A 26,253-nucleotide genomic window follows, 5' to 3' on the forward strand; every position below is an offset into this window, starting at 1 on the left:
ACGATGCCGTTGGCGACCGCGTCGCACGCGGTGATGCCGCCGAAGACGTTGACGAACACGGACTTCACGTCCGGGTCGCCCAGGATGATCTCCAGGCCGTTCGCCATCACCTCGGCGGAGGCGCCGCCACCGATGTCGAGGAAGTTGGCGGGCTTGACGCCCTTGTGGGCCTCACCGGCGTACGCGACGACGTCCAGGGTCGACATGACCAGACCCGCGCCGTTGCCGATGATGCCGACCTCACCGTCGAGCTTGACGTAGTTGAGGTTCTTCTCCTTGGCAGCCGCCTCCAGCGGGTTGGCGGCGGCCTTGTCGTGGAGCTCCTCGAACTCGGGGTGACGGAACTCCGCGTTGTCGTCCAGCGACACCTTGCCGTCGAGGGCGATGACGTCACCGGAGGCGACCTTGGCGAGAGGGTTGACCTCCACCAGGAGGGCGTCCTCCTTGATGAAGACCTCCCAGAGGCTGACGAGGACGTCGGCGACCTTGTCGGCGACCTCGGCCGGGAACTTGGCCGCGGCGACGATCTCCTCGGCCTTGGCCCGGTCCACGCCGTCGATGGCGTCGATCGCGATCTTGGCGACGGCCTCGGGGCGGGTGGCCGCGACCTCTTCGATCTCCATGCCGCCCTCGACCGAGGCGATGGAGAGGAAGGTGCGGTTGGCGCGGTCGAGGAGGAAGGAGACGTAGTACTCCTCGAGGATCTCCGGAGCGGTCTCCGCGAGCATGACCTTGTGGACCGTGTGGCCCTTGATGTCCATGCCGAGGATGTCCGTCGCGCGGGCGACGGCCTCGTCCGGGGTGGCGGCCAGCTTGACACCACCGGCCTTGCCGCGGCCACCGACCTTCACCTGAGCCTTGACGACCGACTTGCCGCCCAGCCGCTCGGTGATCTCGCGCGCCGCCTCAGGCGTGTCGATGACTTCACCGGCCAGCACCGGTACACCGTGCTTGGCGAAGAGGTCCCTCGCCTGGTACTCGAACAGGTCCACGCGCTTCCGTCCCTATCAGTGATCTCGCGGTTCGTTGGATGCGTGGGCGTGCCGCGAAGGGCAACGTGACGTCCGCTCTGGGTCACAGGGAAGGCGCACACGGTGTCCGAGCGCGCGGCATGTCCGTCTCGCAGGTTATCCCCGCTTACGGGAGTGCCCTAAATCGAGGGTCACACCTGAGCGGTGATACCTGTCACATGATGCCGCGCTATCTGGCACGGCGTGCCGCTGAAGCGGGGGCCTCACCAGGCTGGGGTTGACCGGGTGAGGCCCCCTCGTACAGCCCCGAAGGGGCTCCGGACGGTTGATCCCCACCCCAATGGGGACCAGCCGCCCTTTCCGCGAGATCCCGGGGCGGAACGGCCGGACGGACCGACGGCTTCAGCCGTCCGGGTCCACCGGGCCCGCGGAGTCGGGTGGGCTCTCCGTGACGACGGAGCGGTGGACCTGTCCGGTTAGCCGGGGAAGACGGGGACGGCCTGGTGCCGGTCCCGGGCGCCGAGTGCGGCGGCCCGGGCGGCGGCACCGGGCACCAGCCGCGACGGGGCCCGCTCGGGCACCGTGACGGCGTGCGCGTCCCCGTGCCGCGAGGTGCCGGAGTCGGCCGCCGCGTGATCTCCGAGCACGCCGTCCGGACCACCAACGGGGCCCTGGTGCGCGGGGATCGCAGCGAGGGGGGCGACGAGACCGGCACGGGGCGCGCGGTGGGGCCGGACGTGCACGGCGGCGCCGCCGGTCCCGGAGGTCGCACCGGTGTATCGCGGGCCGTGGGCGGCAGCGGAGGACGCGGTGAACGCGGTGACGCCTTGCGCCGTACGGGCCTTGGGAGTGCCGCTGTGTCCACCGGACGTGGTCAGGTTCGCGCCGCCCGAACGCTGCTGCGGCTGGGCTCGCGGAGCCGAGGCAACGGGCCCCGTCTGCGGCTGCAACGGCAACGACGCCGGGAGGTCGGGCACGACGGGCAGCGCCGGCACCTCGGGCCGCACGTCGACCGCCCCACCCACCTCGGCACCGACCACATCCCCAACCGGCTTCACGACCGGCCGGACGACGGCCTCGACGACCACCGTCACCACAGGCTCGACGACGGGCTTCACGACACGCTCGACGACCGGCTGGACGACCGGCCTCATGACGCGCTCGACAACCGGCTGGGCAACGGAGTCGACGCCCGGCCGCACGACCGGCTCGGCGACAGGCCCGACAACCGACCGGACGCCCAGCTTCACGACGGGCCCGACCACCGGCTCGGCGACCGGCCGCACGGCGGGCGCGGCGACGGACTGGACGACCGGCTCGGCGACCAGCCGGACACCCGGCTTCTCGACGGGCTCGGTGATCGGAGCGACGAGGGGCTTCTCGACGGGCGCGGTGATCGGCTCGACGACGGGCTTCGCGACCCGGTCGGTCACGGCCGCGAGGCCGCCGGACGAGGGCGAAGACGCGGGCGAGGGCGAGGACGAAGACGCGGGCGAGGGTGAAGACGCGGACCCCGGAACCGAAGCGGCCACCGGCTCGGACAAGGGTGCCGTCGGTCCGCCCTCCGCCGCCCGTGCCTGTTGCCCGCACAGGAACCCGAGGGCAACCAACGTCCCTACCAGCAGCCCCAGTTGCAGTACACGCCGTCCGGCCGCCGTACGCGTCGCGCGTAGGACGGCACCGGGCGGCGCTGCTGGCCAGGACAAGAGGGGGCGGTTCTTCCCGTACGGCGACAAGAGTGTTGGAGCGTCGATCCTCGCACGGGGTTCCCAAGGGTGCGCAAGCCCTCTCCCACCGCTGGGCGGCCAATGTCACACGGCGTCGGGTATCGGAAGCGGCCGCTTCTCGATCGCCGCCGCCATCACCTCCGGGAACAGGTCGGGCGTGCAGGCGAACGCCGGTGCCCCGAGCGCCGCGAGAGCCGCCGCGTGCTCCCGGTCGTAGGCGGGCGCGCCCTCGTCGGAGAGCGCGAGCAGCGTCACGAACTGCACTCCGGACGCCTTCATCGCGGCGACCCGCTTCAGCATCTCGTCGCGTATGCCTCCCTCGTACAGGTCGCTGATCAGCACGACCACCGTCTCCGCGGGCCGGGTGATCCGCGACTGGCAGTACGCCAGCGCCCGGTTGATGTCCGTGCCGCCACCGAGCTGGGTGCCGAAGAGCACGTCCACCGGATCGTCGAGCTGGTCGGTGAGGTCGACGACCGCCGTGTCGAAGACGACCAGCCGCGTACTGACGGACCGCATGGACGCCAGCACCGCCCCGAACACGGAGGCGTACACGACGGACGCCGCCATCGACCCCGACTGGTCGACGCAGAGAACGACCTCCTTCTTCACGGACTGCGACGCCCGGCCGTAGCCGATCAGCCGCTCCGGCACGACCGTCCGGTACTCCGGCAGGTAGTTCTTGAGGTTGGCCGCGATCGTCCGGTTCCAGTCGATGTCGTGGTGGCGCGGCCGGCTGACACGCGCGCTGCGGTCGAGGGCGCCGGTGAGCGTGGCCCGGGTGCGGGTGGCCAGCCGCTTCTCCAGGTCCTCGACGACCTTGCGCACCACGGCCCGGGCCGTCTCCCTGGTCGTCTCCGGCATCGCCTTGTTGAGCGAGAGCAGGGTGCCGACGAGGTGGACGTCCGCCTCCACCGCCTCCAGCATCTCCGGCTCCAGCAGCAGCCTGGCCAGCCCGAGCCGGTCGATGGCGTCCCGCTGCATGACCTGCACCACGGAGGAGGGGAAGTACGTCCGAATGTCCCCGAGCCACCGCGCCACCGAGGGCGCCGAGCCTCCCAGTCCCGCCGAACGGTCGCGTCCCGTCCGTCCCGTCGGCGGCTTGTCCCCCTTCCCGTAGAGCGCGGCGAGCGCCGCGTCCATCCCCGTATCCCGTCCCGACAGCGCGCATCCGGTGCCGTCGGCCGGGCCGCCGCCGAGCACGAGCCGCCAGCGCCGCAGCCGCTCCTGGACCGCGTCCGTCACGTCGTACCCCTCTCCCCCGGTCATCCCGCCACCCCCGCAAGCTCGTTGCCCGGCTTCTCCCTGCCGGGACCGGGGTCGTCCAGCCCCAACAGCAGCCGCAGCAGGGGCAGTACGGCGTCCGCGCGCTCCTGGTCGAGTTGCTCGGCGAACCCGGGCACACCGCCCGTCGAGCCCCCGGCCCCACCGCCGCCCCGCCCCGGCCCGCGCCCGACCAGCTCGCCGAGCGTTCTGCGCACCCCCGGCTCGTATGCCGAGAACGTGCGCCGCAGCAGCGGCAGTACGTCCGTGAACGCCTGCGCCGGCACGCCGGTCAGCCAGGCGTCGACCAGCCCGAGCAGCCGCTCGTCGTGCACCAGCAGCATCCCGCCGCCACCGCCGACGAAGCCCTCGATCCAGGCGGCCGCGTCGGCCGGCGGCGTGCCCGGCGACAGCGCGAGGCCCATGAGCCGCGCCGCCTGCTCCTGCTCGACCTCCCCGTCGTCCAGCAGCAGCCGCACCGCGCGTCCCCGCAGCACCCCGGGGACCGTGTCCCGTCCGGAAAGGGTCCGGAGCACGGTGTGCCAGCGGGCGCGCAGCTCGCCGTGCCCGGCCTTGGGGGTGTCGCCGAGCAGGGCCACCGCGCCGTGCACCGCGTCCACGTGCCGCCGCATCTCCTCGGCCGCGTCCGCGTCCAGTGCGACGCAGGCCGGGGGCAGGCCGACGAAGATCCGCTCGGCCAGGCCGGCAGCCACCCCGGCGAGCGCCTCGGTGTCCGTGCCGCGCACGTCTCCGTAGCGCAGGGAGCGGACCAGGGCCGGCAGCGCCTGGGCGAGGTGCCCGACGTCCGCGTCGAGCGCCGCCCGGTCGGCGAGCACGCGCATGACCACGGGCAGCGCTTCGGGCAGTTCGGCGAGCAGGCAGTGCTCCGCGAGCGCGGTGACGTCGGCGAGGGCCCGCGCGGCCACGGCGTCCGCCTCCGCCGTGGCGGTCGCGGCGGCGAGCACGGTCGTCCCCCACACCCCGGCCTCGGCGACGCGCACCGACAGCTCGGGCTCCCAGCGCAGCCGCCAGGTCTCCCGGAACGTACCGGTGCTGCCCCGCGAGGCCGTGGGCTCGCCCCAGCCCACGCCCAGCAGCCGCAGCCGGTGCAACAGCCGGCTGCGCCCGGCATCGGTCTCCTTGCGCAGGTCGAGCTCCAGCTCCCGCTCCAGCGCCTCGGGTTTGAGCCGCAACCGCCGTTGAAGCCGGGCCAGGTCGCGCTGCAACGGCACCGCGGGCGCCGCCTCCGGCACCGCGCCCAGCACGTCGCCGACCACGAGCCGGTCGTGCACCAGTGCCAGCGGCACGTCGGAGCCGTCGCACATCACCGCGCGCACCGCGTCCGTCGTCTCGCTCAGGCCGGGCAGCGGGCGGCCGCGCATCGCGGCGAGCGTCCCCGCCAGCCGCACCGCCTCGATGACGTGCGCGGAGGAGACGATCCGGTCCTCCTCCCGGAGCAGTCCCGCCACCTTGGTCAGCCACCGCTCGACGGGCCGGTCCGGCACGTCGAACAGGTGGGCGTACCAGCCGGGCGAGTCGATGCCCGCGCCGTAGCCGGAGGCCCGGGACAGCCGGCGGTGGGTCCACGGCACCCAGGTCATGTCCGCCGTGACCTTGGGCAGCCCCTTGAGCAGGGCGCGGTCGGCGGCGACGGTCGCCTTCCGCCGCAGCGCGGGCACGTGCCAGGCCCCGCACACCACGGCGACGCCGTCCCCGAACTCGCGCTGTGCGGCGCGCACTTGGAGGCGCATGTGGGCCTCGCGCACAAGATCCCGGTGCTCCTCCCCGCTGCCGTACGCCTCCCGCAGTACGCCCATGGCCTCCTCCAGCACCAGGAACGGGGCGAACGCGTCGCCCTCGCCGGCGCCCCGGTGTTCGACCACGTCCTCCCACCAGCGCTCGGGGTCGTCGTACCCGCCGGCCTCGGCGAGCGCGGCGAGCGGGTCGACGCGCACCGCGGCCTCGGGCGGGCACGCCCCCGCCGAGGGCTCCGCGGTCCCCTCCACCGCGGAGCCCTCCGTGTCGGCGCCGCCGTCCGGGGGCGTGCCGGCGTCTTCCCTGCCCCCCGCGAGGCCCCACGCGAGCGTGTGCGTGGCCGGCAGGTCGATGAAGCGGGCCGCGACGTCGTGCTCCAGGGCCCAGCGGACGGCGACCCACTCGGGCGAGAAACCGGCCAGCGGCCAGAACGCCGAGCGGCCGGGCTCGTCCACGGCGTGGGCCAGGAGCGCGACGGGCGGCCGCATGTCCTGGTCGGCGGCGAGCGGGATCAGCGCGTCCGCCTCCGGTGGGCCCTCGATCAGTACCGCCCGCGGTCGCGCCGCCTCCAGCGCGGCCCGCACCGCGCGGGCGGATCCGGGCCCGTGGTGCCGGACCCCGAGCAGCAGCGGCCCCATGCCGGGCCGCCGGCTCCCGGATCCCTCGGCTCCCCTCACGTCGTCCCCCTCCTCGTCCTCCCTCGTCCTCGCCCCGCGGTCCAGCTGGGCTCGTCGTCGGCGCGGGCCCGCGCCGTGCCGGCCGGCAGGCGTCCGCCGTCGGCCGGCCGTCCGACGCGGCTCACGCGCTCACCTCCCGGCAGGACCGGTAGAAGTCCTTCCAGCCGTCGCGCTCGCGGACGACCGTCTCCAGGTACTCCTGCCAGACGACGCGGTCTGCCGCCGGATCACGGACGACGGCGCCGAGGATGCCGGCGGCCACGTCACCGGCCCGCAGCACGCCGTCGCCGAAGTGGGCCGCCAGCGCGAGGCCGCCGGTGACCACCGAGATCGCCTCGGCGGTGGACAGGGTGCCGCTGGGCGACTTCAGCTTCGTACGGCCGTCGGTGGTGACGCCGTCGCGCAGCTCGCGGAAGACGGTCACGACACGGCGGATCTCGTCGGCCCCGTCCGGGACGCCCGGCAGGTCGAGGGAGCGGCCGATCTGGTCGACCCGACGCGCCACGATCTCGACCTCGGCCTCGGGGCTCTCCGGCAGCGGCAGGACCACCGTGTTGAACCGGCGGCGCAGGGCGCTGGACAGGTCGTTGACCCCGCGGTCGCGGTCGTTGGCGGTGGCGATCAGGTTGAAGCCGCGGACCGCCTGCACCTCCTCGCCCAGTTCCGGTATCGGCAGGGTCTTCTCGGACAGGATCGTGATCAGCGTGTCCTGCACGTCGGCCGGGATGCGGGTCAGCTCCTCGACCCGGGCGGTCATGCCCTGCGCCATGGCCCGCATGACCGGGCTGGGCACGAGGGCGTCGCGGCTCGGGCCGTGCGCCAGCAGCTGCGCGTAGTTCCAGCCGTAGCGGATCGCTTCCTCCGGGGTGCCGGCCGTGCCCTGCACCAGAAGCGTCGAGTCGCCGCTGACCGCGGCGGCCAGGTGCTCGGACACCCAGGTCTTCGCCGTGCCCGGCACGCCGAGCAGGAGCAGGGCGCGGTCGGTGGCGAGGGTGGTGACCGCGACCTCGACGATGCGGCGGGGGCCCACGTACTTCGGTGTGATCACCGTGCCGTCCGGCAGCGTGCCGCCGAGGAGGTAGGTCGCGACGGCCCACGGCGACAGCTTCCAGCGGGCCGGGCGCGGACGGTCGTCGTGTGCGGCGAGCGCCGCCAGCTCGGCCGCGAAGGCGTGCTCGGCGTGCGGGCGCAGCGCCTGCGCCTCCGGCGTGTTCGCGGGCGCGGAGTGGTTCTGGCGCGGTTCGACGGGTGTCGGTTCGACGGACACAGACATGGCTGAGGCCCCCTCCAGCTCGGCCGGTTCGGATCTGTCACCAACCGTGCACCACGGCACTGACAACGCGTTCTGACCTGCGCAAATGTGCTTGCCCGGTCGATTGTCAGTGGCAGGTCCTACCTTCGATGGCATGACTCAGCAGGGGGTGCGCTGGAGCGCGGACCAGGTGCTGGCACTGGCGCCTGACGCCGCGTCGCGCAAAGCGGGAAGCAAACTCGGCGCGGCCGGGCCGTGGTCCGAGACGGGGTGTTCCGACGAGGGGGCGGTGTGGGGACTGTGCAAGGGCAGTGGCAGCCGGCCGTATCAGACGGTCGTCGACGTCGCGGGCGGTGCCGGGCCGGCGTACAAGTGCAGTTGTCCGAGCCGCAAGTTCCCGTGCAAGCACGCGCTCGGACTGCTGCTGCTGTGGGCGAGCGACGACGGCGCGGTGCCGTCCGGGCAGGCGCCCGACTGGGCCGAGCAGTGGACGGCGGCCCGCGGGGAGCGGACGGGGCGGAAGCGTTCGGAGGGGACAGCGGGTCCGGCCTCCGGTGCCGCTGATCCGCGGGCGGCGCTGCGCCGGGCGGAGCGCCGGGCCGAGCGAATCACCGCGGGGGTGACGGAGCTGGAGCAGCGCCTGGCCGACCTGCTGCGCGGCGGTCTGGCCCCGGCCGAGCAGGCGGGGTACGGGCTGTGGGAGGAGACGGCGGCCCGCATGGTCGACGCGCAGGCTCCCGGACTGGCGGGACGGGTGCGGGAGCTGGGGGCCGTGCCGTCGTCGGGGCCGGGCTGGCCGGTGCGGCTGCTGGAGGAGTGCGCGCTGCTGCATCTGCTGGGCCAGGGCTGGCTGCGCCGCGAGCGGCTGCCGGAAGGGATGTCGGCGACGGTCCGTTCCCGGGTGGGTCTGCCCGTCTCAGCGGACGGACCTCCGGTGCGGGACCGCTGGCTCGTCCTCGCCCAGTACGACACCGCGGACGCGAAGCTGACCACACGCAGGATATGGCTGCACGGCGCGGACTCGGGCCGTACGGCTCTGCTGCTCTCCTACGGCGCGGCGGGCCGCGCCCCGGAGCTCGCGCTGCCGGTGGGCCTGGCCCTGGAGGCGGAGGTGTCCTCCTATCCGGGCGCGGGACAGCCGCGCGCGGCCCTGGGCGAGCGGTTCGCGCCCCCGGCGCCCGTCCGGATCCGCCCGCGCGGGGTGACGACGGCGCAGGCGGCCGCCCGCTACGGCGCGGCGCTGCGGGACGACCCGTGGCTGGAGTCGGTTCCGGTGACGCTGCGGGAGGTCGTACCGGTCCCGGACGGCGAGTCCTGGCAGCTGGCCGACGCCGCCTCCGACTCCGCGCTGCCCGTCACTCGCGTGGCCCGTACGCATCCGGGCCTGTGGCGGCTGGTCGCCCTGTCGGGCGGCGCGCCGGTCACGGTCTTCGGCGAGTGCGGCCACCGGGGCTTCACTCCGTTGACCGCATGGTCGCGGAACGAGGAGGAAATGGTGACTCTGTGCTGATGTCGAATCAACCATCCGTCACATCAGCCCTGGCAGCGGACTCGGGATGTCCGGCAAAGGAGTGACGTCACCGCGATATGCGGGGCCCCATCGGCACAGCGGGAACCTCTCACCCAAAAGGCGCAAAATGGCAGAGAGTATCTCATCTGAATACCTTTTCTCTTCTGCACCACGCATTTGTTCCACCCCAGGGGAAACCCGGTCCATGTGACCCTTCAACCACTCCCGGGCAGCCGGCTACGGAAAGGAAGCTCATGATCAGGACCTCCACCCCGCCGGAGGCGCCCGCCACGGGCGCCTGGGAGGAGTTGGTCACCACCGCCCTGCTCGGCACGGACCGGCGCACACCCCCGGGCGGCACACCCGGACGGACCGCGCCGGTGGCGCTGCTCGACGCGGCAGCCGTGCAGACCGTACGGCGGCGTGCGGGACTGCGCCCCGCGCCCGCGGCCCGGCGCCCGGAGCCCGCACCGGAGGATCCGCGTCCGCCGCTGCCCGCGGCCGCGGCCCGCAGGCTCGCCATGCTGCTGGCCGACCGGCCCGGTACGGCGGCCGGCCGCCGGGGAACGGCACCGGACCTGATGGAACTGCTGCCCCAGTGGCTCGCGGCGGCGAACGCCCACGGGTACGCCCCGCCCCCGGAGGCACTACCCGCCCTGCTGGACGCCGCGAGGGCCCGTACGGACCTGCGTCCGGCCGCACTGGGCTTCGGCGGCCCACGCGCCCTGTGGCTGGCGGGGCTGAACCCGGACTGGCGGTTCGCCCTGCGGGCGGCCCCGGGCGCCGGCGCCGCCCGCAGCGGCTCCGGGGACGCCGACCGTGTCCGCGAGCTGTGGGAGGAGGGTCTGTTCGCCGAGCGGGTCGCGCTGCTGGCGTCGATACGTGCGCACTCGCCCGCCGCCGCACGCGAACTGCTCGCCGGCTCCTGGCCCACCGAGCGGGCCGAGGACCGGCTGATGTTCGTCGACTCTCTGCGGACGGGTCTCGGCCCGGACGACGAGGAGTTCCTGGAGCAGGCCCTGTCCGACCGCAGCCGCAACGTACGGTCCACGGCCGCGGAGTTGCTCTCGGCACTGCCCGGATCGGCGCTCGCCGCACGGATGGCGGCCCGGGCCCGCTCCTGCGTGGCCGTCGACCACACCCGCGGGACACCCACGCTCGTCGTCGAGGCGCCGCACGAGTGCGACTCGGCCATGGAACGCGACGGGATCGCCCCCAAGGCTCCGGCAGGACGGGGCGAACGATCTTGGTGGCTGGGCCAGTTGGTGGAGGCGGCGCCGCTCGGGACCTGGCCCGGACGGCTGGGCGGACGCACGCCGCGGGAGATCGTGGCCCTGCCGGTCGCGGACGGATGGCAGGGCGAACTGCACGCCGCCTGGTGCCGGGCGGCGGTGAGGCAGCGGGACGCACAATGGGCGCGGGCGCTGCTCGGGCCGCCCGCGGCCCCCGACGCCGGTGGCCCCGGCGCGGTGTCTTTGGCCGAGCGCGCCAAGCTGCTCGGCACGCTGGACGCCGCCGAACGGGCCGACTGGGTGGCCGGATTCATCGCGGCACACGGACTGCCCGAGGCGTTTCAGCTGCTCGGGGTGTGCGCGGTGCCGTGGGCGGCACCGCTCGGGCGGGCGGTGGTCGACGCGCTCAACATCGCGCGGGACGCAGGGAGTTACCCATGGAGTTTCAGTGGAGTGATGGGGCTTGCCGAGCGGTGCCTGGATCCCGCGGAGGCGAGTCGGCTCGACGGACTGCTGGCGGTTCCGGACGAGGCGGAGGACGCGTCGCCGGGAGCCGGAGGGTACTGGGCGGAGGCCTTCCAGCGACTGGTCACGACCCTGCGGCTGCGCTCCGCCATGGCCGGGGAACTGGAGGCGGCCCGGACCGGCTGAGTCCCGCCCCGGGTGAAGGCGGGTCTGCCTGGGGGCCGTGCCCCCAGGACGGGCCGCTCGCACCCGGCCGGCGCCGGGAGATCCCGCGGGAGCCGCCGGCGCCCCTATGCCTCGGCGGGCTGGCGGACGTTCGCCCTGACCCAGTCGACGATCGACTGGGTGGTCGCGCCCGGGGTGAAGATCTCCGCGACACCCTTCTCCTTGAGCGGGGGGATGTCCGCCTCCGGGATGATGCCGCCGCCGAAGACGACGATGTCCTCCGCGTCGCGCTCCCTGAGCAGTTCGATCACCGCGGCGAACAGCGTGTTGTGCGCGCCCGAGAGGATGGACAGGCCGATCGCGTCGGCGTCCTCCTGGATCGCCGTGTCCACGATCTGCTCCGGGGTCTGGTGGAGCCCGGTGTAGATGACCTCCATACCGGCGTCGCGCAGGGCCCGCGCGATCACCTTGGCGCCCCGATCGTGGCCGTCGAGCCCCGGCTTGGCCACCACCACGCGGATCGGACCGGCTGCCACACCCATCACTGCCTCCATGAAGCGACTACATCCATCCGTACCGACAAGTACCTCACATGTGGCACGGACGCCCCGCACCACACCGTCCGGGGAAGTGAACGAACGTTATCTCCAGCATCCCGCAACCGGCAGTTTCACGGCGCAGAGGGAGGGGGAAATCACATGGTGGGACACTCCCCCGAGTTCACCGGGCAGGGGGGACCCGCAGGCCGCGCGTCGTTCCCCGTCCGCGCGGCCCACGCACCGCACGCCTTTGCCGCGGCGCGCGGACCACTGCGGGAGCAAGCACGACGGGAGCCGCAACGAGGTCGTCGCACCACCGCGCCGCAGACCGCGCGCCGCGGTGGTGCGCCGTATCGGCGAGGGCACGAAGGGCACCCGGGGCCGGTGGGGCACGGCGGCGCGAAGCCTGCCCGGCCGACCGCCCCCGCCGCGACTGCTCACGAGGGCACACGGGGGACAGGGCCGTCCTCCCGCGTGCCGACAGGAGGTCGGCCATGAAGGTCACCAGGGTCGCGGACCCCATTCTCCCGCTCTGCCGGTGCCTGCTGCCGTGCAGACTCGCGGGGCTCTCACTGGCTCTGCTCAAGGCGACCGCTCTGGAACTCGCGATCCTCGCGGGACATCTCCTGCTCTATCCCTCGGGCATCGTCCAGGAGCGCCGCGGCGCCTCCCGCGCGATCCCGGCGCCCGACGGCACCGCCCAGTTGCCGACCGCGGCCAAGCCACCGGTCGTGCTGCTGCACGGGTTCATCGACAACCGCTCGGTGTTCGTCCTGCTGCGCCGCAGCCTCGCCCAGCACGGCAGGCAGCGCGTGGAGTCCCTGAACTACTCACCGCTGACCTGCGACATCCGCACCGCGGCCGAACTGCTCGGCCGGCACATCGAGGAGATCTGCGAGCGCACCGGCAGCAGGCAGATCGACGTCGTCGGGCACAGCCTCGGCGGACTGATCGCCCGTTACTACGTGCAGCGACTCGGTGGTGATCTGCGGGTCCGCACCCTCGTCACCCTCGGCACTCCGCACTCCGGCACCCGGGTCGCGCCGCTGGCCAACGCCCATCCGATCGTGCGGCAGATGCGCCCCGGTTCCGAACTGATCGAGGAACTGTCGCGCCCCGCGCCGGGCTGCCGTACGCACTTCGTCAGCTTCTGGAGCGACCTCGACCACCTGATGGACCCGCTGGAGTCGGCCTGCATCGAGCACCCCGACCTGAAGGTGGAGAACATCCAGGTCAGCGGAATCGGACATCTCGCCCTGCCGCTCCACCCCGCCGTGGCGACCGGGATACGGCAGATCCTCGACACCGCGCGCCCCGGAGACCCGACCGCCGACCGCGCCGGCGGAGTGACCGTCGCCTGACGGTCGGCCCCTCGAGATCGAACGCGACTCGAACACAAAGTTAAAGCCGTCTCCACACCCCGGCGAAACACGGCTGAATGCCCGTTTCCCGCCTCGGGGAAACCTGTGGAAGATTGTCGCGCCCTCATACCGCCGGGTACAGTCGCCGCACTGCTCTGCCAGCCCCTGTTGTCGAGGCGAAAGAGAAGTTGGTGAACGACCGTCACCCGTCGGGGACCATGGCCGCCCCGGCTCCGGCCTCCGATGCCGCCTCGACGCCCTACGCGTCGTATGACGGGCAGGAAGCTGCGTACGGCGACTTCACCACGTACAGCGACTACAACGCCACCGGTTACCACACCGGCACGTACACCACGGCGGACTACACCGCCGACCCGCTCCACGCCGGTCTCGCGACCGGCGAGACGCACACCACGGGTTCGTACGACACCACCGGCTGGTCCGCGAACGGCCACCAGAGTCCGAACTACGACCCGTACGCGGCGCAGCACCACGCCGCCTACGACACCGGCGCGTACGACACCACCGCCTGGGCGACCGGCTACCAGCAGCAACTGGCCTCCGTTCCACCGCAGTCCACGCCGGTCGACACCAGCGGCCAGTGGGACGCGCAGACCTGGCTCCAGCCGGACCAGACGGCCGCCGCCGACGCCACCCAGCAGTGGGGCTGGGGCACGCAGGTCTTCGACACCGGCGCGTACGACGCCACGCAGTGGAACGGCGACGGCGGCACCACGGTCGGCGAGAACTTCGAGGGACCCGAACCGCACGAGCCGCAGGACGACTTGGCGGAAGAGGAACCGGTCGCCGCGGTCGAGCCGGACCCGGCCCCGCCGCTGCTCGACGACGAGGAAGAAATCACCCCCGCCTCGGCCCCGGCCTCGCGAGCGGCCTCCCGCGCAGCGGGCCGCTCCCGGCGCCGCCCCCCGGCCAAGCGCTCCGCACTGCTCACGGTGGCGGTGCCCTCGGTCTGCGTGATGGGGGTCGCCGGGATCGCCGCCGCCTCCGTGGGCGGTCTGACCGAGGACGGCAAGGAGAGCGCGGCGGCCACGCCCGACGCGCACCCCGTCAAGGCGTCCACCGCCAACAACAAGCTGGACACCCAGTTGCAGGGCCTGTCCGCGGGGGCGAACGACTTCGCCGACCGGGCCAGCCGGTACCAGGAGCGCATCGACCTCAAAGCGCAGCAGGAGGCCGAGAGGAAGAAAGCGGCGGAGGAGGCGGCCCGCAAAGAGCGACTGCGCCCCAAGTTCGCCGTCCCGGTCTTCGAGAGGGGCCTCAGCGCCTACTTCGGCCAGGCCGGCGTGAACTGGATGTCCGTGCACACCGGCATCGACTTCCCCGTCTCGTACGGGACGACGGTGCTGGCAGCGACCGACGGCACGGTCCGCACGCAGTGGAACAGCGCCTACGGCAACATGATGATCGTGACCGCGATGGACGGCACGGAGACGTGGTACTGCCACCTCTCCAGCTACCGGGTCCCCTCCGGTACGACGGTGAAGGCCGGAGAGCCGATCGCCTACTCCGGCAACTCCGGCAACTCCACCGGCCCGCACCTGCACTTCGAGGTCAGGCCCGCGGGCGGGGCGCCCATCGACCCGCTGTCGTGGCTGCGCAGCCACGGCCTCGACCCGACGTAGCCCCTCCCGCTACAGCTTCTCCACCGGCGCGTACCGCAGCAGCAGCCGCTTGGGCTTGCCGTCGCCGAAGTCGATCGTCGCCTGGGCCTTGTCGCCCGTGCCCGCGACGGCGACCACCGAGCCCAGGCCGAACTGGTCGTGCGTGACCCGGTCTCCGACGGCGAGCGCCGCCACCGGCTTCTCCGTGGTGCGGCGGGTGGCGAAGCCCGAGGCGCCGGACGCCGACGAGCGGGACCGGGACGAGGACAGCGAGGCCGCCACCGAGGAGGCCGGACCGGAGGGCGCGAAGGCCGAACCGCCCGTCCGCTTCCAGTCCACGTGCGCCGGCGGGATCTCCTCCAGGAACCGGGAGGGCGGGTTGTACGACGGCTGGCCCCAGGCGCTGCGCATCGACGATCGGGTCAGGTACAGCCGCTCCCGCGCGCGCGTGATGCCCACGTAGGCCAGGCGCCGCTCCTCCTCCAGCTCCTTGGTCTGGCCGAGGGCGCGCATGTGCGGGAAGACGCCGTCCTCCATGCCGGTCAGGAAGACCACCGGGAACTCCAGGCCCTTGGCGGTGTGCAGGGTCATCAGCGTGATGACGCCGTCGCCGTCCTCCTCGTCCGGGATCTGGTCGGAGTCGGCGACCAGGGCGACCTGCTCCAGGAAGTCGGAGAGCGCGACCGGCTCCCCCTCCCCGCGCTCCTGCTCGAACTCCAGGGCGACCGCGGCGAGTTCCTGGAGGTTCTCGATACGGGTCTCGTCCTGCGGGTCGGTGGAGGCCTGCAACTCGGCCAGGTAGCCCGTGCGCTCCAGGACGGCCTCCAGGATCGTGGCCGGTCCGGCGCCCGACTCGACGATCGTGCGAAGGTCCTCCATCAGCGTGTTGAACCGCTTGACCGCGTTCGTGGAGCGCGCGGCCATGCCGTACGCCTCGTCGACGCGGCGCAGCGCCTGCGGGAAGCTGACCCTCTCCCGCTGGGCGAGGGCGTCGATCATCGCCTCGGCTCGCTCGCCGATGCCCCGCTTGGGCACGTTGAGGATGCGGCGCAGCGGGACGGAGTCCTCGGGGTTGGCCAGGACCCGCAGGTAGGCCAGGACGTCCCGGACCTCCTTGCGCTCGTAGAAGCGAACGCCGCCGACGACCTTGTAGGGCAGGCCGACGCGGATGAAGATCTCTTCGAAGACACGGGACTGGGCGTTGGTGCGGTAGAAGACGGCGACGTCGCCCGCCTTGGCCTCGCCCGCGTCCGTGAGGCGGTCTATCTCTTCGGCGACGAACTGCGCCTCGTCGTGCTCGGTGTCGGCGACGTAACCCGTGATGCGGGCGCCCGCGCCGGCGTTGGTCCACAGGTTCTTGGGGCGGCGGGACTCGTTGCGCTCGATGACCGCGTTGGCGGCGGACAGGATCGTCTGCGTGGAGCGGTAGTTCTGCTCCAGCAGGATCGTCGTCGCGTCCGGGTAGTCCTCCTCGAACTGGAGGATGTTGCGGATGGTCGCGCCGCGGAAGGCGTAGATCGACTGGTCGGCGTCACCGACCACGCACAGCTCGGCCGGCCGCAGGTCGTCCTCGGCGGGCGGTACGTCCACGGGGTGCTCGGCGGTGCCGACCAGTTCCCGTACCAGGGCGTACTGCGCGTGGTTGGTGTCCTGGTACTCGTCGACCAGGACGTGCCGGAAGCGGCGGCGGTAGTGCTCGGCGACGTCCGGGAAGGCGCGCAGCAGGTTGACCGTCGTCATGATCAGGTCGTCGAAGTCGAGGGCGTTGGCCTCGCGCAGCCGCGACTGGTAGAGGGCGTAGGCCTGGGCGAGGGTCTTCTCGAAGCCGTCAGTGGCCCGGGCGGCGAAGTCCTCCTCGTCGATCAGCTCGTTCTTGAGGTTGCTGATCTTGGCGCTGAACGACTTGGGCGGGTAGCGCTTGGGGTCGAGGTCCAGGTCGCGGCAGACCAGGGCCATCAGGCGCTTGGAGTCGGCGGCGTCGTAGATCGAGAAGGAGGACGTGAAGCCGAGCTTCTTGCTCTCCCGGCGCAGGATGCGCACGCACGCGCTGTGGAAGGTCATCACCCACATCGCGTTGGCACGCGGTCCGACGAGCTGCTCGACGCGCTCCTTCATCTCGCCGGCGGCCTTGTTGGTGAAGGTGATCGCCAGGATCTGGCCGGGGTGGGCGCCCCGCTCGGCCAGCAGGTACGCGATCCGGTGCGTGAGCACACGGGTCTTGCCGGAGCCGGCGCCGGCCACGATGAGCAGCGGGGAGCCGGAGTGCACGACGGCGGCGCGCTGGTTGTCGTTCAGCCCCTCCAGGAGCGCGGCCGGGTCCACGACCGGCCGGTGGGCGCCGTCGCGGTAGTAGGCGTCCCGGTCCGGGGGCACGTCGAACTTCCCGCCGAACAGATCGTCCGGAACCGGCTCCGGAGCGTGATCGTCCTCGGGCGGCGGCGGGGACTCTTCCTCATGGCCGCGGGGGGCCTGGAGATCCGCCAGGAAGCTGTCGTCAAAGAGGCTGCTCATCGCTCTACGAGTCTAGGGCGCCCCACCGACAACCCGTGGCCGCCCCGGGAAATGACCGGTTCGGCGAGGCCGAGACCAAGGTCACGAAAACGTATCGGACATACCTCGCACCAACCTTCACACGAGCCACACAAGTTGGTTAGCGTGCGGTCTGACCGCATGATCGTCACCGGGGGACTCGCCGGACGACGCGGCCCCCACGCTATCCACCCGAACCCGACGGCCAACCGGCAGGCGGACGATGGAAGGAGTCGCCTCCCTTGGCGTCGCACAGCAGCACGCGGCCCGCCGCAACACCCGGACCAGGTGCGCCCGGACCCGGCACGCACGGGGCGGACGGCGACGGGCCGAGCCCGGAGGAGGTCGAGAGGAAGCTCGACTACCTGTACGGCCGGGCGGGGTCGTCGACCGCGCGGAACGACGCCCAGAAGGACACCGCCCAGAAGAAGGGGGCGAGGCAGCGCGGGCTGGTCGCCGCGCTCCTGGACGACGTCGCCAAGCGCGCCGACATGCTCGGCAAGGCGCGCGAGATGCTCGGTTCCTTCGCTGCGGCCCCGTACCGCAACGGTGACACCGCCCCCGAGACCGCCGCCCTGCTGCTCACCGAGACCCCGCAGGGCTACTTCGACCAGGCCCAGCTGATCGGCCGGCTGAACACACGCCGCGAGAGCCTGGTCGACGGCCACACCGCGCGGCCGCCGGCGCCCGAGACCATGGTCACGGCCCCGGCCCCGGACACTGCCCCGGCCCCTGACCTCCCCGGGCCGCCGGCCGAGCCGCAGCACGACATCGCGGCGGCCAAGGCGGCCGTCCAGCGGAAGCTGGCCCACGCGCGCGTACTGCTGCTGTCGGCCCCCCAAGCGCATGAGGCCCTGCGCGCGACCGAGCCCGCGCGGCGGACCCAGGCGGCCGAGCCCGCGGAGCACGTGGAGAACGCGGTGAGCACGGTGCACGCAGCGCACGCGGACACCGCAGCGCACGCGGACACCGCAGCGAACGCCGTCCCCTCCCCTGGTCAGGGCGACGGCGCGGCCCCCGGGGTCCCGTCCGGCGCGTTCCCCGGACGGGCGTCCGGCCCCGCGCAGGCGACCAGGGCCGACCAGGCCCTCGCCTTCGCCCGCGAGCAGATCGGCAAGCCGTACGTGTGGGGTGCGGCAGGTCCGGGGTCGTACGACTGCTCCGGCCTCACCCAGGCCGCCTGGAAGGCCGCCGGGGTCACGCTGCCCCGCGCCGCCCGCGACCAGGCCCACGCCGGTACGGCGGTCCCGCTCTCCGCGGCCCGGCCCGGCGACCTCGTCTTCTTCGCCTTCTTCGGCGACGCGGACCACGTCGGTCTCTACGCCGGTGACGGCGTGATGATCCACGCGCCGAGGCCCGGCGGCCGCGTCCGCGAGGAGTCCGTCCACCACGACGGCGCATCGGCGGTGCACCGCGTGGTGCGGCCGGACTGAGGGCGGCGCGTCCCGTCCGGCCTTTCGGTGGACCGGCTTTCTGCACGCGCCCGCGCGCGTGCCCCGCGCTGGGGCGCGCGAAGCTCCTTAGCATCGGGCCATGCCCGGCACCTCACCCTTCCGCGCCTGGCTGGCGCAGCGCCCCCCGGCGGCCGGGGCCGCCGTGATGGCCACCGGCATCGTGTCGGTCGCCCTGCATCTGACGGGCTACGAACTGCTGTCCCGCGTGGTCCTCGCGGTGGGCTGCTTCGCCTGGCTGACGCTGGCGGCGGACTTCGTCCTGCGGCTGCTGGGCGACCGGCCGCGATGGATCCGGGAGGCGGGGACGCCGGGCGCCCTCACCGCCGTCGCGGCGACGACCGTGCTCGGGACCCGTTTCACGGCGCTGGGGTGGCGGACCCTCGCGGAGGCGCTGCTCGCGCTGGCCTTCGTACTGTGGCCGGGGCTGCTGGTGCTGGTGGTCCGCAACTACCGTCGGCCGATGCCCGGGGCGGTGTTCCTGAGCTGCGTGGCGACCGAGGGCCTGGCCGTGCTCGCGGCCACTCTGGCCAAGGCGCAGACCGTGGCCTGGCCGGCGTACGCCGCGCTGGTGTTCTTCTGGATCGGGCTCGTGCTGTACGTCTTCGCGCTGTACTGCTTCGACCTGCGGCAGCTGCTCGAGGGGCACGGGGACCACTGGATCGCGGGCGGGGCACTGGCGATCTCGGCTCTGGCCGGCGCCCGGCTGATCGCGGTCGGCGGCGGAGGCATGTATCTGTGGGACGCCGACGACAGCGGTGTGCTGCGGGCGGTGACCCTGGCGCTCCTCGTGCTCGGCCTGTGCTGGTACGCCGTTCTGGTCGTCGCGGAGCTGGTACGGCCCCGGCTGCGCTACGACGTGCGCCGCTGGTCGACCGTCTTCCCGATGGGCATGACGGCGGCGGCGAGCGTGTCCGTCGCGGCCGCCGCGGACGTCCCGTCGCGGGGGCTCGGGGAGGTGCTGCTGTGGGTCGCGGCGGCGGCGTGGCTGGCCGTCGCCGCGGGCGCGGTCCTGGACGCGTACGCGGAGCTCAGGGCGCTGCGCTGAGCGTCACGTCCACAGCACGGCGATGAAGATGTTCGCCGTGGTGAGCAGGCCCACCAGGCCGAACAGGCCCTTGTCCACCTTCTCGTCGTCCCGCTTGACGTAGACCAGGCCGAGGATCACGATCAGCAGCGCCAGCTTCACGCCGATCTTGATGTTGTCGACGTGGTGCCCCTGGGCCTGGTTGAGGCCGACCAGGACCACGCCGGTGACCAGCATCGTCAGCGCGCCGTGCAGCATCGCCGGCACGAACCGGGCCGTGCCGCGGCCCATCGCCTTCATCTGGGTGAGGAAGCCGCCGAGCAGCGCGGCGATACCGACGATGTGCAGACCGACGAAGAGATGGATGAGTACGTCCATGAGTCCGGAGCCTAACCAGCGGCCTTTTCGCTCCCGGCACCGGCCCGTCCCGAGCGACCGCACGCCGGCCCGCGCACGCCGACGCCGGACGCCGGACGCCGGCGGACAGGGGACCCGCGCGCGCACGCCGACGCCGGACGCCGGCGGACACAGGAACCAGGTGGACACAAGCGGACGCCTGCCGGTTGCCGCATATATGCGACCCATAGCACCTCGCCCAGCCCGGATGCCCCGGAAATCCGCGCATCGGTCATCGCAGCGCGTGAAGGCAGCATCCCCGGAACGGGATCGCGGTCGCATACGGTCACCTGGCGATCCCCTGCCGCCACTTCCGTACAAGACCTCACCCGGCGCTCACCGAGCGGCTTAGCTCCTCCCCCAGGTGACCGGCTTCACCGCCGCCCGGGCCAGGGGCGACGGCCGGACGCCACCACCGAGACGTCCGGCGGCGGGCTGCTCCCCCTGTGCGGGCCGTCGCCGGACCAGGACCCCGCCTCCGCGGCCGGCAGAAGGGACGTGACGCTCCACGTGGCAGCGCACCGCAGGCTCCGACAGCGCTCGCTCGGCGGAGGCACCGTCCGTACGGCCGCCACGATCGCCCTCGCGGGCGCCGCGACGGCGACCGGCTTCGACGGCACCGTGCACGCCGCTCCGCGGCCGGCGCCGGAGCAGATCAAGGCCACGGTGGACAGGCTCTACCAGGAGGCGGAGACCGCCACCGAGAAGTACGACGGTGCGAAGGAGAAGACGGACACGGCCGAGAAGCGGCTGAAGGCACTGGGCGACGAGGCCGCCCGCAGGCAGGAGAGGCTGAACTCCGCCCGCGACGCACTGGGCTCGATCGCCGCGGCGCAGTACCGGGACGGCGGGATCGACCCCGTGGTGCGGCTGATGCTGTCCGACGACCCCCGGCGGTACCTGGACGGGGCCGAGTTCGCCGAGCGCGCGGGCGTCCGGCAGACGGCCGCCGTGGCCGATGTGCGCCGGCAGCTCCGGGAGATCGGCCGGCTGCGCGGGGACGCACGCGTCGAGCTGACCTCGTTCCGGTCACGGCGGGCGGAACTGCGCCGGCAGAAGAAGACGGTCACCACGAAACTGGACGAGGCCCGGCGGCTGCTGGCGGGGCTGTCCCCGCAGCAGCGCACGGCGATCGGCGCGGGCGGGGACACCGGGTCCGCGGCCCGCCACGGCACCGGCGCCCGGGACGCACTCGGCGACCCGGCCCCGGTCACCGCCCCCGGTTCCCGCGCGGCCGCGGCCGTCGCCTACGCCTACCGGAAGCTCGGCAGCCCCTACGTGTGGGGCGCGACCGGGCCCGACGCCTTCGACTGCTCGGGCCTGATCCAGGCCGCCTACCGCTCCGCCGGGGTTTCGCTGCCCCGCACCACCTACGCCCAGATCAGCGCGGGCCGGCGTGTCCCACGCTCCGCACTGCGCCCCGGCGACCTGGTGTTCTTCTACTCCGGCATCAGCCACGTCGGCCTCTACGTCGGCAACGGCCGGATGATCCACGCCCCGAACCCCTCGGCCCCGGTCCGCCTGGCCCCGGTCGACCAGATGCCCTTCGCGGGGGCGACACGGGTGGCGTGAGGGAGTCCGGACCGGGACGCGCACCGGCGGTCGGCACCGCCCGCGCGGTGACGTGCCGTTGCTGGACGTCGTGATCGCGTTGGCGTGCCTACAGGTGGGTCACACCAGCCGGCGTGCCGTCGCCCAGCGGGTCAGCTCGTGGCGGTTGGAGAGCTGGAGCTTCCTCAGCACCGCGGAGACATGGGATTCCACCGTCTTGACGGAGATGAAGAGCTGCTTGGCGATCTCCTTGTACGCGTAGCCGCGGGCGATGAGGCGCAGCACCTCCCGCTCGCGCTGGGTGAGGCGGTCGAGGTCCTCGTCGACCGGCGGGGCGTCGGTGGAGGCGAAGGCGTCCAGCACGAAACCGGCCAGGCGCGGGGAGAAGACGGCGTCGCCCTCCTGGACCCGGAAGATCGAGTCGACGAGGTCGGTGCCCGTGATCGTCTTCGTCACATAGCCGCGTGCTCCACCGCGGATCACGCCGATCACGTCCTCCGCCGCGTCCGACACGGACAGCGCGAGGAAGCGCACGGGCCGCTCGGTGTCGGCGGTCAGCGCCGCGCAGCGCCGCAGCACCTCCACTCCACCGCCGCCGGGCAGATGGACGTCCAGCAGAACCACCTCGGGCCGGGTCGCGGTGATGACCGTGACCGCCTGGTCGACGTCCGCGGCCTCGCCGACGACCTCGACGCCCGTCTGCTCGGTCTGGCCGATCTCGGCCTGGACCCCGGTGCGGAACATGCGGTGGTCGTCGACGAGGACCACGCGCACGTGCCGCCCGCCCGCCCCTGTCGTCTCCGCTCCCGCGGTACCGTTCGTCTCGGTCGGGTCGCTCATCACGTGTTCTCCGCCCTCTCCATCTCCAGCTCGACCTCCGTGCCGCCGTCCGGCACGGCCCGCAGCCGGGCCGTCCCCCCGTTGCGCTCCATACGGCCGATGATCGATTCTCTGACGCCCATCCGGTCGGCGGGTATCGCGTCGAGGTCGAATCCGGGTCCGCGGTCCCGGACGGACACGAAGACCGTCCGGGCCTCGACCTCGGCGTAGACCTGGACGGCGCCGCCCTCGCCACCGTACTTGGCGGCGTTCACCATGGCTTCCCGCGCGGCCTGCATCTGTGCGCCGATCCGGTCGTCGAGCGGGCAGTCGCCGACCACGACCACCTCTATGGGGACGCCGTGCTTGTCCTCGACCTCGGCCGCGTTGCGCCTGACCGCCTCGGCGAGGGTGGCCGGTTCGTCGGCCTCGTCCTTGCCGTTGCCCTCCGGCTTGTAGAGCCAGGCACGCAGGTCGCGCTCCTGGGCCCGGGCCAGGCGGCGCACCTCGCCCGCGTTCTCCGCGTTGCGCTGGATCAGGGTCAGGGTGTGCAGCACCGAGTCGTGGACGTGGGCGGCGACCTCGGCCCGTTCCTGGGCACGGATGCGCATCAGACGCTCCTCGGAGAGGTCCTGGGTCATGCGCACGAGGTAGGGGCCGGCGAGCAGGGTTATGCCGACCAGGACGGCGAGGGCCGCCTGGAGGACCGAGCCGAGATGGGCGGCGGACCCCTGCATCACGAAGATGGCGGAGACGCCGGCCGTGACCAGCAGGACGCCCGCTCCGGCCCGGGCCAGGGTGAGCGTACGGCGTCGGCGGCCGACCTCGACCCAGCGGGCCCGGCGGGCGTTGTCCGCCTGGCGCCAGACCAGGGCGACGCCCGCGGCGACGAGGACGGCCGGCAGGAGGTAGGCCTTGGCGCCGTTGCCCGGATTGACGCTGCCGACGAAGACCATCGCCACGACGACCATGAGGAGCAGGGCGACGATCTGGCCCTTGTCCGGTTTGCGGGCGACGATTCTGCGGCGGCCGTCCGGCGAGGTCTCGGTGGTGACCAGGGACGGCGGCTTCTGGTCGCCGACGCCGCCGACCCCGAGGGGCACGAAGAACCAGAAGGCCGCGTACACCAGCGCGCCGAGCCCGTCGGCCATGAACAGGCCGACGAAGACGAGCCGCACCCAGACCACGGGCAGCCCGAGATGACCGGCCAGGCCCCGCGCCACTCCGCCGAGCCAGCGTCCGTCGCTGCTGCGGTAGAGCTTGCGCGGCGGCCGCGGGTCGTCGAGGGGCACTGCTGCGGCTTCCGGCATGCCACTGATGGTCACACGCCCTGCGGGGCGGGGGCATCAGGGTCCGCCCCCTAGACTCCCCTGATCTTCGAATCCGCTCGTCGAAAGGGTTCTTCGAAAAGCCCCCGGGTCGCGGCCCCACGGTCTGTCGAACGCGTCCCCGGCCACGGCTCAGGGGCGAATCAGGGTTCGCCCAGGGTCGTCCCGGCTCCCGCCACGACCGCACGCCCGTCACCATGGACGCATGACGAATCACCAGCACGCCGCGAGGGGTCCGGAACCCGGCTCCGGCCCGGGCCCGTCCCCGGGCACCGGGCCACGGGACGCCGTGCCCGGCGCGGGTGCGGGTGCGCGTGCGGGTGAACAGCCGCGGGCACCCGGACAGCCGGGAGCGCCGCACGCGGACGAACGGCCGGGCTCGGCCGACGGGATGGGAGGGGAGAGCGTGACGGGCACGACGGGGGCGGCCGAACACCGGGATCCGGCCGCCGGGCCGGAGACCGGGACGGCGGGAGCCGGCACCGCTGCCGGGGCGCGCGCCGGGACCGACACCGGAGCGGGCGGCACCGACGGTGTGCCGAAGTACCGGCGGGACCGGGCGCACAGGGTGATCGGCGGCGTCTGTGCCGGTCTGGGGCGGCAGTGCGACATGGATCCGGTGATCTTCCGGATCACGCTGGCCGTGCTGGCCGCGACCGGCGGCATAGGCCTCATCTTCTACGGCTTCGCCTGGCTCTTCGTGCCGTACGACGACGAGGAGGAGAACGAGGTGCGCAAGCTCCTCACCGGCCGGGTGGACGGACCGGCTCTCGCGGCCGTGCTGTTCGCGCTGGTCGGCTGCGGGGTCTTTCTGTCCATGCTGGGCAACGGCAGTGTGCTCTCCTTCGGCGTCGTCCTGTCCCTGCTCCTCGCCGGCGCCGGGTACTGGTCGCAGCACCGCGGCGCCCCCGGCCCCGACCCGCTGGCCGCCCAGGCCGCAGCCGACGCACCGCCGGAGGCCCAGGCACCGCCGGTGCCCACGATCTACCCCTCCTGGTGGCGCGACCCGATCGTCAAGGACGGCACCCACGTCGGCGGCACGGGCTATCTGTGGGGCCCCCGCGACTCACGCGACCGGGACGTCGCCGCGGCCGTCAACATCGGCCTCGGCGCGCACGCCGGCGAGTACACCCGTCCGGTGCGCACCGAGCCGCCCCGCCCCCGCGGCCCGCGCGGGATCGGCGGCTGGGTCTTCCTGCTGGCCCTGCTCGCAGGCGCCCTCGGCACCCGCCTGACCTGGGACGACGGCGCTCTGGGCACCAGCCTCCAGGCCGGTCTTGCCTGCGCGCTCGCGGTCTTCGGCCTGGGCATGGTGGTGAGCGCGTTCCTGGGCCGGACGGGCTTCGGCTCGATACTGCTGGCGCTGGTCACCGCGGCCCTGCTCGGCACGTCCGCCGCGCTTCCGAAGGACATCACCACGCAGTGGGGGCAGCAGACCTGGCAGCCCGCGGCGACGGCGGGCGTCAAGCCCGGATACCACCTCGGCACCGGGGAGGGCACCTTGGACCTGACCCGGATACGCCTCGGCAAGGGAGCGACGGTGACGACGAAGGCTCAGGTGGGCGTGGGCCGGCTGCGGGTGATCGTGCCGGCGGGCGTGACCGTCCGGGCGAACATCGAGGTGGGGATCGGCGACATCCGGCTCCCGGGCGACACCTCGCAGGACGTGGACGTGGCGCCCGGCCGGCACCAGAGGATCACGCTGCCCGCGACCGCGGGCGGCAAGGACGCCGGGACCCTGGACATCAAGCTCCAGGTCGGCGTGGGACAGGCGGAGGTGAGCCGTGCTGCGCCATGATTTCCAGCCGGGGAAGCTGGTGTCCGGTGTCTTCCTCACCGGCGCGGGCGTGGTCTACGCGGGGGACGCGGCCGGTGCCTGGCAGGCCCCGTGGTTCCTGCTGGTCCCGATGGTCGTCGGCGGCCTGTGCCTGGGAGGCGCGGCGGCGGTGGTGAACAGGGCCGTGCGCAGGCGCCGGGACGCCCGCGCGACCCTCGGCGGGACAAGTGCGGGGGGAGGAACGGGCTGAGCTGTCGGCACTCCCCCGTGGCGAGCTATCGGTACTCCCCCGCCCGTCGCCGTCGCCGTACCCGCAGCACGGCGTCGGCGGAGAGCATCGGGGCGCCGGCGAGGACCAGGGGCACCCAGGCCATCAGATAGATGAGGTCGTTGCCGTAGTAGTAGGGGGTGGTGGCCCAGCTGACCGTGAGCCACAGGCTGAGGGAGATCAGCGCGCCGCCGACCGCGGCCAGGCGGCCCAGCAGACCGATGAGGGTGCCGAGGCCGACGGCCAGTTCGGCGAAGGCGATGCCGTAGCCGAAGCCGACCGGGTTCTTCAGGGCCAGGTCGACCAGGGCCGGGACGGCGGAGGAGTCGCGGACCGCGCGCATCGTCTCGCCGATCGACCCGGGGCCGGTGTCCTGCATGAAGCCGCTGGAGGTGAGCTTGTCGAGACCGGCGTAGAGGAAGGTGACGCCCAGGAAGATACGGAGGGGCAGGAGGGCGAATCGGCCCGCCGTGTCCCGCCGGCTTGGAATCAGATCGGCATGCATGGGCTGGGTGTCCGTACGAACCTGCGTCATCGCTGCGAGCCGCCTCTCACCGCCGTCGTATGT

General features: G+C 73.2%; 20 protein-coding genes. 9 read left to right on the top strand and 11 right to left on the bottom strand.

From position 1 onward, the window contains the following. From sucC to ACIQMV_RS34125, 5 genes are all read right to left on the bottom strand, one after another. Nucleotides 1–992: ADP-forming succinate--CoA ligase subunit beta (sucC, locus tag ACIQMV_RS34105; RefSeq protein ID WP_401775497.1), on the bottom strand; the 992-nt coding region annotated here is incomplete at its 3' end. A 455-nt stretch (nucleotides 993–1,447) separates the two neighbouring features. Continuing rightward, a complete protein-coding gene (locus ACIQMV_RS34110) occupies nucleotides 1,448–2,404 on the bottom strand; it encodes a hypothetical protein (RefSeq protein ID WP_402597070.1) in 957 nt (318 codons plus the stop codon). A gap of 378 nt (nucleotides 2,405–2,782) precedes the next feature. After that, nucleotides 2,783–3,967 (bottom strand): VWA domain-containing protein, encoded by a 1,185-nt coding sequence (locus ACIQMV_RS34115; RefSeq protein ID WP_402597071.1) that lies wholly within the window; start codon nucleotides 3,965–3,967, stop codon nucleotides 2,783–2,785. Next, nucleotides 3,964–6,354, bottom strand: a complete 2,391-nt coding sequence (locus ACIQMV_RS34120) for a DUF5682 family protein (protein ID WP_402597122.1) — start codon at nucleotides 6,352–6,354, stop codon at nucleotides 3,964–3,966. Before ACIQMV_RS34120 ends, ACIQMV_RS34115 begins: the two co-directional genes overlap by 4 nt. Nucleotides 6,355–6,514: 160 nt before the next feature. Continuing rightward, the gene (locus ACIQMV_RS34125) at nucleotides 6,515–7,666 is read right to left on the bottom strand and encodes an AAA family ATPase (protein WP_141359230.1); all 1,152 of its coding nucleotides are present in this window, start codon (nucleotides 7,664–7,666) and stop codon (nucleotides 6,515–6,517) included. A 133-nt stretch (nucleotides 7,667–7,799) separates the two neighbouring features. On the opposite strand from ACIQMV_RS34125, the gene ACIQMV_RS34130 reads away from it, so the two are divergent. Together ACIQMV_RS34130 and ACIQMV_RS34135 are read left to right on the top strand one after the other, a co-directional pair. Next, the gene (locus ACIQMV_RS34130) at nucleotides 7,800–9,155 is read left to right on the top strand and encodes an SWIM zinc finger family protein (protein WP_402597072.1); all 1,356 of its coding nucleotides are present in this window, start codon (nucleotides 7,800–7,802) and stop codon (nucleotides 9,153–9,155) included. Between the two features lie 254 nt (nucleotides 9,156–9,409). Further along, a complete protein-coding gene (locus ACIQMV_RS34135) occupies nucleotides 9,410–11,038 on the top strand; it encodes a DUF5691 domain-containing protein (RefSeq protein ID WP_402597073.1) in 1,629 nt (542 codons plus the stop codon). 104 nt (nucleotides 11,039–11,142) lie between these two features. On the opposite strand, the gene ACIQMV_RS34140 is transcribed toward ACIQMV_RS34135, so the two are convergent. Next, nucleotides 11,143–11,559 carry a cobalamin B12-binding domain-containing protein gene (locus ACIQMV_RS34140; RefSeq protein ID WP_141359236.1) on the bottom strand — a complete coding sequence of 139 codons (417 nt, stop codon included), beginning with the start codon at nucleotides 11,557–11,559 and terminating at the stop codon, nucleotides 11,143–11,145. 491 nt (nucleotides 11,560–12,050) lie between these two features. On the opposite strand from ACIQMV_RS34140, the gene ACIQMV_RS34145 reads away from it, so the two are divergent. Together ACIQMV_RS34145 and ACIQMV_RS34150 are read left to right on the top strand one after the other, a co-directional pair. Beyond that, complete coding sequence (locus ACIQMV_RS34145; protein WP_402597074.1) at nucleotides 12,051–12,917, top strand: esterase/lipase family protein; 867 nt, start codon at nucleotides 12,051–12,053, stop codon at nucleotides 12,915–12,917. Nucleotides 12,918–13,108: 191 nt separating this feature from the next. After that, nucleotides 13,109–14,560, top strand: a complete 1,452-nt coding sequence (locus ACIQMV_RS34150) for a M23 family metallopeptidase (protein ID WP_402597075.1) — start codon at nucleotides 13,109–13,111, stop codon at nucleotides 14,558–14,560. Nucleotides 14,561–14,569: 9 nt separating this feature from the next. On the opposite strand, the gene pcrA is transcribed toward ACIQMV_RS34150, so the two are convergent. Then, complete coding sequence (pcrA, locus tag ACIQMV_RS34155; RefSeq protein WP_402597076.1) at nucleotides 14,570–17,050, bottom strand: DNA helicase PcrA; 2,481 nt, start codon at nucleotides 17,048–17,050, stop codon at nucleotides 14,570–14,572. 260 nt (nucleotides 17,051–17,310) lie between these two features. On the opposite strand from pcrA, the gene ACIQMV_RS34160 reads away from it, so the two are divergent. Beyond that, nucleotides 17,311–18,501, top strand: coding sequence for a C40 family peptidase (locus tag ACIQMV_RS34160; protein ID WP_402597077.1), 1,191 nt, complete (start codon nucleotides 17,311–17,313; stop codon nucleotides 18,499–18,501). Between the two features lie 100 nt (nucleotides 18,502–18,601). Further along, entirely contained in the window at nucleotides 18,602–19,567 is a 966-nt protein-coding gene (locus ACIQMV_RS34165) for a tellurite resistance/C4-dicarboxylate transporter family protein (RefSeq protein WP_402597078.1), read from the top strand. 3 nt (nucleotides 19,568–19,570) lie between these two features. Here the strand turns inward: ACIQMV_RS34165 and ACIQMV_RS34170 are convergent, their stop codons facing one another. Next, nucleotides 19,571–19,924: a hypothetical protein gene (locus ACIQMV_RS34170; protein ID WP_225077931.1), complete on the bottom strand. Its 354-nt coding sequence runs from the start codon at nucleotides 19,922–19,924 to the stop codon at nucleotides 19,571–19,573. 528 nt (nucleotides 19,925–20,452) lie between these two features. Between ACIQMV_RS34170 and ACIQMV_RS34175 the strand changes: the two genes are divergently transcribed. Continuing rightward, nucleotides 20,453–21,514, top strand: coding sequence for an NlpC/P60 family protein (locus ACIQMV_RS34175; protein WP_402597123.1), 1,062 nt, complete (start codon nucleotides 20,453–20,455; stop codon nucleotides 21,512–21,514). A gap of 99 nt (nucleotides 21,515–21,613) precedes the next feature. Here the strand turns inward: ACIQMV_RS34175 and ACIQMV_RS34180 are convergent, their stop codons facing one another. Next, nucleotides 21,614–22,333 carry a response regulator transcription factor gene (locus ACIQMV_RS34180; protein WP_141359248.1) on the bottom strand — a complete coding sequence of 240 codons (720 nt, stop codon included), beginning with the start codon at nucleotides 22,331–22,333 and terminating at the stop codon, nucleotides 21,614–21,616. Next, nucleotides 22,333–23,622 carry a PspC domain-containing protein gene (locus tag ACIQMV_RS34185; RefSeq protein ID WP_402597079.1) on the bottom strand — a complete coding sequence of 430 codons (1,290 nt, stop codon included), beginning with the start codon at nucleotides 23,620–23,622 and terminating at the stop codon, nucleotides 22,333–22,335. The genes ACIQMV_RS34180 and ACIQMV_RS34185 overlap by 1 nt, the downstream gene beginning before the upstream one ends. Before the next feature lie 223 nt (nucleotides 23,623–23,845). On the opposite strand from ACIQMV_RS34185, the gene ACIQMV_RS34190 reads away from it, so the two are divergent. Together ACIQMV_RS34190 and ACIQMV_RS34195 are read left to right on the top strand one after the other, a co-directional pair. After that, on the top strand, nucleotides 23,846–25,438 hold the full coding sequence (locus tag ACIQMV_RS34190; RefSeq protein ID WP_402597080.1) for a PspC domain-containing protein: 1,593 nt from the start codon (nucleotides 23,846–23,848) through the stop codon (nucleotides 25,436–25,438). Beyond that, a complete protein-coding gene (locus tag ACIQMV_RS34195; RefSeq protein ID WP_402597081.1) occupies nucleotides 25,425–25,667 on the top strand; it encodes a hypothetical protein in 243 nt (80 codons plus the stop codon). The genes ACIQMV_RS34190 and ACIQMV_RS34195 overlap by 14 nt, the downstream gene beginning before the upstream one ends. A 25-nt stretch (nucleotides 25,668–25,692) precedes the next feature. Here ACIQMV_RS34195 and ACIQMV_RS34200 read toward each other — a convergent pair whose 3' ends face one another. After that, entirely contained in the window at nucleotides 25,693–26,220 is a 528-nt protein-coding gene (locus ACIQMV_RS34200; RefSeq protein WP_402597082.1) for a DoxX family membrane protein, read from the bottom strand. Between the last annotated feature and the right edge of the window lie 33 nt (nucleotides 26,221–26,253).

The organism is Streptomyces sp. NPDC091412, from assembly GCF_044756885.1.
Lineage (GTDB): Bacteria > Actinomycetota > Actinomycetes > Streptomycetales > Streptomycetaceae > Streptomyces.